This is a genomic window from Mycetocola reblochoni REB411 (genome assembly GCF_900163835.1).
Classification (GTDB): Bacteria; Actinomycetota; Actinomycetes; order Actinomycetales; family Microbacteriaceae; genus Mycetocola_B; species Mycetocola_B reblochoni.
In genome coordinates this window covers 1-8,705 of record NZ_FUKR01000049.1, presented here as the reverse complement: position 1 = coordinate 8,705, position 8,705 = coordinate 1, and the positions used below count along the sequence as shown (strand labels likewise).

Below are 8,705 nucleotides of genomic sequence, written 5' to 3'. Positions count from 1 at the left end.
GGGCGACCATCTTCTGCGTTTTCTTGGCGGTCTCTCGGCGGAGGTCCTCGGTGGCGTGGACGAGCATCGCCTTGAGCGTCACCATCGCCCCGGTGCGCTCCTTCACCTGGCTATGTCAACCCCACTTGGCCCCGGGGTGACGGCCAGGAATGGACCCACCTTGCGCGAGACCAGCGGCATGAGCGGTTATCGGCTGGCGGTCGAAGCGAGCAGCGGGCAAGGATGGGTCTCTGGACCCGAGAACCACCCAGGAGGGGTTCACCATGAGCGAGCAAGGCACCGGCCCATGGGCCACACAGCGTTTGGTCATCCGCAAGGGCCGAGCCAGTGATGCCGAGGAGATCTGGCCCTGGCGCGAAGACGATGAGCTCAATCGGTGGCTGACCGCCATCCCCACCTCGCCAGAGCAGAACAAGGAACGGTGGGTCGCCGGGCTCGACAGCAACTACGTCGCCGAGATGGCCGGCACGATCGTGGCGACGGGCAAGATCGCACCGGAACAGGCATGGGCGCAGTCCGAGGTTGCCGACCAGGTCGACGGCGCACAGGTTGAGATCGGGTGGGTCGTGGCACCGGGCCATCAGGGCCGAGGGATCGGCACCGAGTTCGCCAGGGCCCTGCTGGACATCTCGTTCGCCTCGGGAGCTCGTCGGGTGACGGCCTACTGCTTCGCCGACAACGCCGCCTCAGCGCGCATCATGGAGAAGATCGGCATGCGCCGCGAGGCCCACTTCCGCACCGATTCCCTGCATCGTTCAGGACGGTGGCTCGACTCCTATGTATACGCAATCCTGGACACCGATCCCCGCTGATCGCGTCAGAAGTGCGCGTTCAATTGGAAGCGGCGTCCCAGCAGGCCAGCGCACCTTGCCCGCCCGAGAAGGTGACGCCCGGAATTGCGAAGTCGCGGGTGATTTCGCCAAAGCCAAGGTGTGCGTGGAGCGCCAGGGAGGCTTGGTTGAGGGCGTTGGCGAAGTACCAGACCTGTCGAACGCCTCGCCTTCGTAGCTAGATGAGTCGAGCGCGAGTCAGCAGCCGTCCCACGCCTCGACGACGTACGGCTGGGTCCACCACAACACCGGTGAGGTACCAGCCCGAGGGGGCATTGCAGTCGGCTGGCAGCTGCAGCCAACTCGCCTTCCCATAGCCCACGAGGTCCGAGCCAGAACGAGCCACAAGGACGAGCTGGCGATCATCCTCGAGCGCTCGTTGGAAGGCACCGATCCAGCGATCCATTGGCTCATCCTCGCGGGCTGCCGCCAATGTCGCGCATGCGCGGACGTCCTCGTTGGCCAAGGTGCTGACCAGCACGGGCAGCGGATCGAGGTCTCCGCTGTCGTCAGTGAACTCCGCGAACTCGGGCATGGGCACCACCGTATGCGGCAGATCCGGTAATGCATCACCGCTGGCGACAGGTCGAATTCCTCACGGAGTGGTGAGCCGCGTGAGCGTGGTGTGGAGGTTCCAGAAGGCCTCGGGTGGGAGTGGGTGTCCGTTGAGGCTGCTGTCGAGGTAGGGCAGGTGGCACACCCATCCCGGCAGGTATGTAGACCTCGGGTCGATGATTCCCGCGTGGTCCAGGGTCAGACGCGCATGGTCGGCGGTGTCGGGTTGGATCATCATGCAGATCTCGGAGGTCTGCTCCCCGGGGAAGTCCCAGCTCATGGCGAACTGTTCGAGGGGTTGTACCCGGTGGACGCGGCTGGAAGACACGTATCCCTCGCCGTGGTCGATCTTGAGCACGTCCCCGACAGTGAGGCAGCCGCCGACGTGGCGCCCGAGCCACTGCGGCAGGAGTGTCGGGTTGGTGATGTGTGCCCACAAACCCTCTGGAGCCGTGGCGACGACCCACTCCACATGTAGGGACTGGGTGGTGGAGGTGGCGGTCACGAGCGGCATGGTTACTGGTCCTGGAGGGAGGTGTAGCGCAGTACGTAGGCGTCGTGGACCTGGTCGAAGGAACCCCAGAGGTCCTGCCACTGGTTGCGCTCGACGCCGGCCATGAGCTGGTCCAGGTGGATGTGCCAGCCTGCGGCATGTCCGGTGTCCGAGGCGGGGGGCTGGAGCCCGGCGTGTACCAGCTCCAGCAGGGTGCCGTCGTCGCATGGTGAGAGGGTGACGCTGACCCGCGAGGCGGATTCTTCCGGCGCGCTCCAGGTCGCTACGAGCTGACGCGGCGGCGTGCACGAGAGGACGATCCCCTCGACGCGGCTGTCAGGGTCGGATGCGTCGAACACCAGCTCGTAGTGGCCGCCTTTGACCAGGTCGACGCTGAGTGCTCCGAGCCACCGTGCGGCGCGTTCGGGGTTGGTGATCGCATCCCAAAGGTCTTCGGGAGTGGTCTTGATGACGCGCGTATGCGTGATCGTGCTCTGTCCGCCGGATCGGGCGATGGTGCCCATCTGGTGTTCCATGCTCAGGCTCCTTTGCTGAATGGGTGTCGGTTGCTGGACAGCCGGTCGGTGTGGCGTCGGCCCCGGGCCACCTCTGTTTCCAAGGCGTCGAGGTGCTGGTCCCAGAAGGCTCGGTAGGGGACCAGCCAGGTGTCGACTGCTGCAAGGGCGTCGGGGTTGATCGCGTAGATCCTCTGTCTGCCTTGGGTCTCGACGATCAGGAGTCCGGATTCGGCCATGAGTCGTAGGTGCTTCGAGACGGCTTCCCGGCTGATGTCGAGAGAGGCGCCCAGTTCACCTGCAGGCCGGGGTCCCATCCGGAGCTCGTCAAGCAGTGCTCGCCGGGCGGGATGCGCCAAAGCATCGAAGGTGTCGACCATGCAAATATGGAACCAATTGGTTCCATATACGTCAAGACGTAACGCGCGCAATTCGGCAGATCAGCCCTGTCACGCACTTTGCCGGTCGCGGCATGTGCGCATGATCGTCCTCAGCTTCGGCGTTCCATCTCGACGAACTCGTAGGTGCTGCCGTTGGTTGGCTGTAGGTAGGAGCGGACGGTGGTGAAGCCGGCTGCCTTGTAGACCCTGATGGCTCGTTGGTTGAAGGCGGCGACGCTGAGGCGGATGCGGACTACGCCGGTGGCGGCTGCGACATGGGCCAGTCCGCTCCGGAGGAAGGCCAGCCCTCGCCCGCCGCCGGTGAGGTCGGGGTGCAGCCCGAGACTGATCTCCTGGACAGTTTCGTCGCCGCTCGGTTCGGCGGTGAAGAAGCCGACGAGGTCACCGCCGTGGTGGACCTGCCAGAAGTGTGAGGGCCACTGGTCGGGGCTGATGAACTCCTCGTAGTCGTCACGATCGGCGGTGGTGTCGTAGAAGTCGTAGGGGGCTGGGTACTTCCAGGTGTCTGCGATGACGTGTGCCGACTCCACGGTCATCGGTATGAAAGTCAGTTGCTGTGCCCACTCGTCGGGATCTGTGCCGGAAGCCATGCATGCCAGTCTCCCGTCCGTTGGGGTGATCCGGCAACGAATTTGGATCCTCCGCAACGCGCGCCATTCGGCAGATGATCAATGTCACGCGCCTGTGGTGGGGGTGTGGTGGCGGGCGCGGGTGTGGGCGAGGCGGTAGGAGTTGGTGCCGGTTTCGATGATGGTGGCGTTGTAGGTGAGTCGGTCGACGATCGCTGCGCACAGGCGGGGGTCGGTGAAGGTGTCGGTCCAGGCGGAGAAGGACTGGTTGGACGCGATCGCGATGGCGTTCTTCTCCTCGCGTTCGGTGAGGACCTGGAACAGCAGTTCGGCCCCGCGCCGGTCGAGTTCCACGTAGCCGAGTTCATCAATAACGAGGAGGTCGACACGGCCGTAGCGGTTGATGGTCTTGGTGAGTTGTTTCTCGTCGGCGGCTTCGACGAGTTCGTTCACGAGCCGGGTGGCGAGGGTGTAGCGGACGCGGTAGCCCTGTTCGGCGGCGGCGGTGCCGAGCGCGATGAGCAGGTGGGATTTGCCGGTGCCGGAGTCCCCGATCAGGCACAGGGGGTCGCCGCGGCGGATCCAGTCGCCGGTGGCGAGCTCGTTGATGGTGGCGGGGTTGATGTTGGGGTTTGCGGTGAAGTCGAAGTCGACGAGCCACTTCTCGCGGGGGAAGCCGGCGCTCTTGATGCGGCGCAGGGTGGAGCTGCGGTCGCGGTCGTCGACCTCGGCCAGGAGAAGTTCGGCGAGGAAGCCTTGGTAGGTGAGTTGTTCCTTCGTGGCGGCCGCGACGGCGTCATCGACCACGGCGCGGATCGTGGGCAGCCGGAGCCGGCGGCAGGCCTGGTCGATCGCGGCTTGGGCGGCTTGCTCGGTGAGGCTGTGACGGCGGCGAAGACCGCCCTGGCGGTGGCTGGTGCTGATGGTCATGGGGTTCCTGTCTGGATGTGGTGGACCTCGGCGCTGGCCGGGGCGGGGTCGGGTTGGCGACGACGCAGGAGTTCGTCGTAGGCGGTGACAGTGGGCAGGGGGCGAGTGTCCTCGGGCAGGTGCGCGATGACCTGGTGCGGGTCGGTGGGACGTCGTGGTGGCAGGTTCACGACCGTCCCGCCCCTGGTCGGGCTGGCTGGGGCGGGTGTGTGGCCGGTGGCGTGGCGGCGGGCTTCGACGGCGACGACGTCGGGGCTGATCGCGCCGACCGACAGGGCTGAGGTGATGCCAGCGATCACGGCATCGGCCGGGAGGGATCGGTGGAGCAGGAGCACGTCGATCAACGCTTGGGTGCCGGCGACGTCGCCGCTGGTCTTGCGGGCCGCGGCCCAGAACGCGTCGTGGGCTGCGGTGAATGCCCCGGCGGCGCGGGCCTGCGCCAGGGCGGTGGAGCCGGGGAACGCGCCGGGCTTGTGGCGTAGGACCTCGAGGTAGTGGTCCAACTCGACCCGGGTCACGCCACGGGTGCCGAGGCGAGGGTGGGTGGCGAGGACGGTGCGGCCCTCGAACACGACCACGCACGAGGCCCGCAGGGACACGCGGACGCGTTGCCCGATCAGGTGCGCGGGGACGGAGTACTTGACCATGCGGACGGTGATCAGGGCGGAGCGATCGACGCGGGGGTGGAGGATCAGGCCGGGGTCGAAGTCGTCGGCCGACAACGGTGCCAGGTGGGGCAGCTCGGCGTGGTAGTCCTGCCCGATCGTGTTGGCGTGGCCGGTGATGCGGCGGGTGTTGTCGTCGTGCTCCCAGGCGCGGATCTTGTCGTTGAGTTCGTCGAGGGTGGCGACTTCGGGCATGGGGGTGAGGTGGTTGCGGCGGAACCATCCGACCTCGCCCTCGACGCCGCCTTTCTCGTGGGCGCCGTCGATGCCGGGCTGGCAGTAGAACGCGTCGAAGCCGTAGTGGGAGCGGAACAGCACCCAGCGTTCGTTCTCGTCGCGTAGCCGGTCGCCGCCGTGGATGACCTGGACGACGGCGGAGGTGAGGTTGTCGTAGCGGATGTGGCGGGTGGGGATGCCGCCCAGGGCGTGGAAGGCCTCGATGTGTCCTTCGAGGAAGGCCTCCTGTCCGCCGGTCGGGTAGACGCGGTGGATGGCCTTGCCGGAGTGGGACAGGCGGTAGACGAACATGTGGCACTTGGTCTTGACGCCGTCGAGGATGACGTAGACCTCGCCGAAGTCGACCTCGGCCTCGGCGCCGGGGGCGTGGTCCTGCGGCACCATCGCTTCCACCCGGCGCATCACCGGTCAGGCCAATGGCTCCAGGGTGCCGAGCACCTCGTTGAAGGCCTCGGTGCTGGACGGGTGGGTCCAGATCCCGTCGCGCAGGTCGGAGACCTTGGCGCCCAGCCGGATGGCCAGGGCGACCATGTTGACCAGCTCCTGGGAGTCGATGGAGAAGATCGTCGCGCCGAGGATCTCTTGGCTGTCGGCGTCGACGAACAGCTTGAACAGGCCGTGGGTCTCGCCGACGATCTTCGGCCGGGGCATGGCGGCGATCTTCGCCACCTCCTTCTTCGCCATCAGGACGTTGCGGCCGGACTTGCGGGCCTGGGTCTCGTCCATGCCCACCATCGACAGCGGCGGGGTGATGAAGGTGGTGTTCGGCACCGCCACGCGGTCGCTGCGGCGGCGCGTGCCCTGGCCCATCACCGCGTCCCACACGATGCGGTTGTCGTCCAGCGAGATGTAGGTGAACTGCGGGCCGCCGTTGACGTCGCCCACCGTGTACACACCGGGGACGCTGGTCTGCAGCTGGTCGTCCACGACGACGAAGCCCCGCTCGTCCACCTCGATGCCGGCGGCCTCCAGTCCCAGCTCGCCGGTGACCGGCACGCGTCCGGCGGCCACCAGCACGGCCTCGGCCGCGAAATCGCCCTTGGTGGTGTGCACCACGGCGTGTGTGCCGTCGTCGTCCAGCGACGTGGGCCGCACGCCCTGCTCGATGGTGACGCCCATGTCGAGCAGGGTCTGCCTCACGGCCTCGGCCACGTCCCGGTCGACGCGGGGAAGGAACTCCTCGCCGCGGTCGAGGATGGTGACCTTGGAGCCGAAGTGGGTGAACATGCTAGCGAACTCCAGCCCAATGAAGCCGCCGCCCACGATCACCAGCCGTTCGGGCAGCGGGTCGATGTGCTGGATGGTGGTCGAGTCGAACACCCGCGGTGAGTCGAAGCCGGGCAGGTCGACGCGGCGCGAGGTCGCACCGGTGCCGATCACCACGGTCTCGCCGGTGAGCTCCACCTGGCCCTCGGCGGTGTCGACGACGACCGTCCGCGGGCCGGTGAACCGGGCGGTGCCGTCCACCAGGGTGACGCCCGGCTTCTCCAGCATCTGGTGGTTCGCGGCGTTGAGCGTGCCGATCAGCGCGTCGCGGCCGGCGACGGCGGTGCGGAAGAACTCCTGCGGGTCGTCGGAGTCGCGACGCTCCTCGGCCGAGACGACGAGGTCCTTGGTCGGCACGCAGCCGATGTTGATGCAGGTGCCGCCGTACATCTCGGGCGAGCGCTCCACCAGCGCCACGGTCTTGCCGGCGGCCGCGAAGCGCCCCGCCAGGGTCTTGCCTGCCTTGCCCCAGCCGATCACCAGCAGGTCAACGTCCATCACAATTCTCCTTCGCGTAGGCACGCTCTCGCTCGCAACGCTCGCAATCCACGAGGTGCGGGATTTGCCGGTGGGCATCCTTCCAGCGGCACCGCTGAGATGGAAAGCCAACTGCTGACATCGCTCTGCTGGTCGGAGCCACGGCAAGTTCAACCGGTCGTCGCAACACCGGCTTCTTCCAAGGATTGTAGTTGCTCTTCGAGGACCTCGGCCGGTGTTCTCCAGCCGAGGGTCTTGCGGGGGCGGCTGTTTAGGGTGTGGGCCACGGCTTCCAGATCTTCTGCTGTCCAGCGGGACAGGTCGGTGCCCTTGGGGAAGTACTGACGCAGCAGCCCGTTGGTGTTCTCGTTGCTGGGCCGCTGCCAGGGGCTGTGGGGGTCAGCGAAGTAGACCTTCGTGCCGGTCTCCAGGGCGAAGGTGGCGTGAGCGGATAGTTCCTTGCCGCGGTCCCAGGTGATGGTCTTGCGCAGCTGCTGCGGCAGAGCGGTGATCGACGCGGCGAGCGCGGTGTTCATCGCGACCGCACCGTAACCGCCCAGCGAGGGGCCGTTCTTGACCGGCGGCGTCTGGCCCCAGCCCTCCAAGCGAGGCAGATGGACCAGGATCGTGGCGCGGCTGTGGCGTTCGACCAAGGTGCCGATCGCGGAGCGGCCGGTGCCGATGATCAGGTCGCCTTCCCAGTGGCCGGGAACAGCCCGATCCGCGGCCTCCGCGGGCCGTTCGCTGATCACGACATCGGCGGTGACATGGCCATGGGGCTTGTTCCGCGAACGCTCACGCGGCGAGCGCAGAGCCCTGCCGGTGCGCAGGCAGGTCACCAGGTCCCGCTTCAGCGCCCCGCGGCCCTCGATGAACAGTGACTGGTAGATCGCCTCGTGACTGATCCGCATGGACTCATCATAACCGAACTCGATGCGCAGGCGGTGGCTGATCTGCTCCGGGCTCCAGGCCTTCGACCAGCGACGGTCGGCCCGGTGGGGCTTGTTCAACCCTTTCCAGACTGGCGTGTCTGGGCCGTTGACGGTGCGGCCGTCAGGGTGGGTGACCTTGCCGGCGAGCCGGTCCTGGACGTAGTCACGCAGCCGCGGGTTGGTCACCATCTTCGCTTCTTTGGGCCTCTTGGCGGCCTCGTGGGCTTTCCACTGGGCGACCATGGCTCGGTATTCGAGTTTCCCGCCTCGGGTAGCGGCGTTGCGGCGCAGCTCACGACTGATCGTGCCTGGATCACGGCCCAGAGCCTGGGCGATGGTGCGAACCCCCTTGCCCTGGGCCTTCAGGATGGCGATCTCCTCACGCTCGGCGAAGCTGAGATATCGCCCACTGGGTTCGACCAGACTGATCGGTGGCATGCCGCCAGCGTGGCGGAACCACCGCGAGGCCACCGGGATCGACACACCCACCACGAGCGCGGCCTCCGCCGTTGAGATCCCCGTCGCAATGAGACGCCAGAAGTCACGCTGCACCGTCCGAGACGGTTGCGGCCTGCCCGGAGAGAACATCGCCGGCCGCAAGGCCCTGTCCGCTCGCCACTGACGCCGCAACCCCTCGGGGACATCGCCAGTCCTCATGCACCAATGCTTGGTAGCCATCCTCCACACCTCTCACATCAAGGTGTTGCGACGACCAGTTGAATGCGCCCACAGAACGACACTCAGAGTGTGCTGAGGCCGTGCGCAGCAACGCGCGCACATGGGTCTGTCCGTTCCTTTGTGTATGGGGCTTCGGCTTAGTTGATTCCTAGGCGGT

General features: G+C 66.8%; 9 protein-coding genes and 1 pseudogene. 1 reads left to right on the top strand and 9 read right to left on the bottom strand.

The window, feature by feature from the left end; translation table 11 throughout:
• Positions 1–263 precede the first annotated feature (263 nt).
• Positions 264–812 (top strand): GNAT family N-acetyltransferase, encoded by a 549-nt coding sequence (locus tag FM119_RS08595; RefSeq protein ID WP_087011852.1) that lies wholly within the window; start codon positions 264–266, stop codon positions 810–812.
• Positions 813–1,008: 196 nt separating this feature from the next.
• Here the strand turns inward: FM119_RS08595 and FM119_RS08590 are convergent, their stop codons facing one another.
• From FM119_RS08590 to FM119_RS08550, 9 genes and pseudogenes are all read right to left on the bottom strand, one after another.
• On the bottom strand, positions 1,009–1,365 hold the full coding sequence (locus tag FM119_RS08590; RefSeq protein ID WP_206661106.1) for a GNAT family N-acetyltransferase: 357 nt from the start codon (positions 1,363–1,365) through the stop codon (positions 1,009–1,011).
• A gap of 60 nt (positions 1,366–1,425) precedes the next feature.
• Positions 1,426–1,890 (bottom strand): SRPBCC domain-containing protein, encoded by a 465-nt coding sequence (locus FM119_RS08585; protein WP_176387073.1) that lies wholly within the window; start codon positions 1,888–1,890, stop codon positions 1,426–1,428.
• An 11-nt stretch (positions 1,891–1,901) separates the two neighbouring features.
• Complete coding sequence (locus tag FM119_RS08580; RefSeq protein ID WP_087011849.1) at positions 1,902–2,414, bottom strand: SRPBCC family protein; 513 nt, start codon at positions 2,412–2,414, stop codon at positions 1,902–1,904.
• A gap of 2 nt (positions 2,415–2,416) precedes the next feature.
• On the bottom strand, positions 2,417–2,773 hold the full coding sequence (locus FM119_RS08575; RefSeq protein ID WP_087011847.1) for an ArsR/SmtB family transcription factor: 357 nt from the start codon (positions 2,771–2,773) through the stop codon (positions 2,417–2,419).
• 110 nt (positions 2,774–2,883) lie between these two features.
• Positions 2,884–3,384 carry a GNAT family N-acetyltransferase gene (locus FM119_RS08570; protein ID WP_087011845.1) on the bottom strand — a complete coding sequence of 167 codons (501 nt, stop codon included), beginning with the start codon at positions 3,382–3,384 and terminating at the stop codon, positions 2,884–2,886.
• 84 nt (positions 3,385–3,468) lie between these two features.
• On the bottom strand, positions 3,469–4,293 hold the full coding sequence (gene istB, locus FM119_RS08565; protein WP_087137260.1) for an IS21-like element helper ATPase IstB: 825 nt from the start codon (positions 4,291–4,293) through the stop codon (positions 3,469–3,471).
• Positions 4,290–5,594, bottom strand: a pseudogene (gene istA, locus FM119_RS08560) (IS21 family transposase); the annotation flags it as partial. The pseudogene istA and the gene istB, both read right to left, overlap by 4 nt.
• A gap of 9 nt (positions 5,595–5,603) precedes the next feature.
• Complete coding sequence (locus tag FM119_RS08555; protein WP_087137259.1) at positions 5,604–6,959, bottom strand: FAD-dependent oxidoreductase; 1,356 nt, start codon at positions 6,957–6,959, stop codon at positions 5,604–5,606.
• Between the two features lie 149 nt (positions 6,960–7,108).
• Positions 7,109–8,527 carry an IS30-like element ISPfr9 family transposase gene (locus FM119_RS08550; RefSeq protein WP_087011843.1) on the bottom strand — a complete coding sequence of 473 codons (1,419 nt, stop codon included), beginning with the start codon at positions 8,525–8,527 and terminating at the stop codon, positions 7,109–7,111.
• Positions 8,528–8,705: the final 178 nt, after the last annotated feature.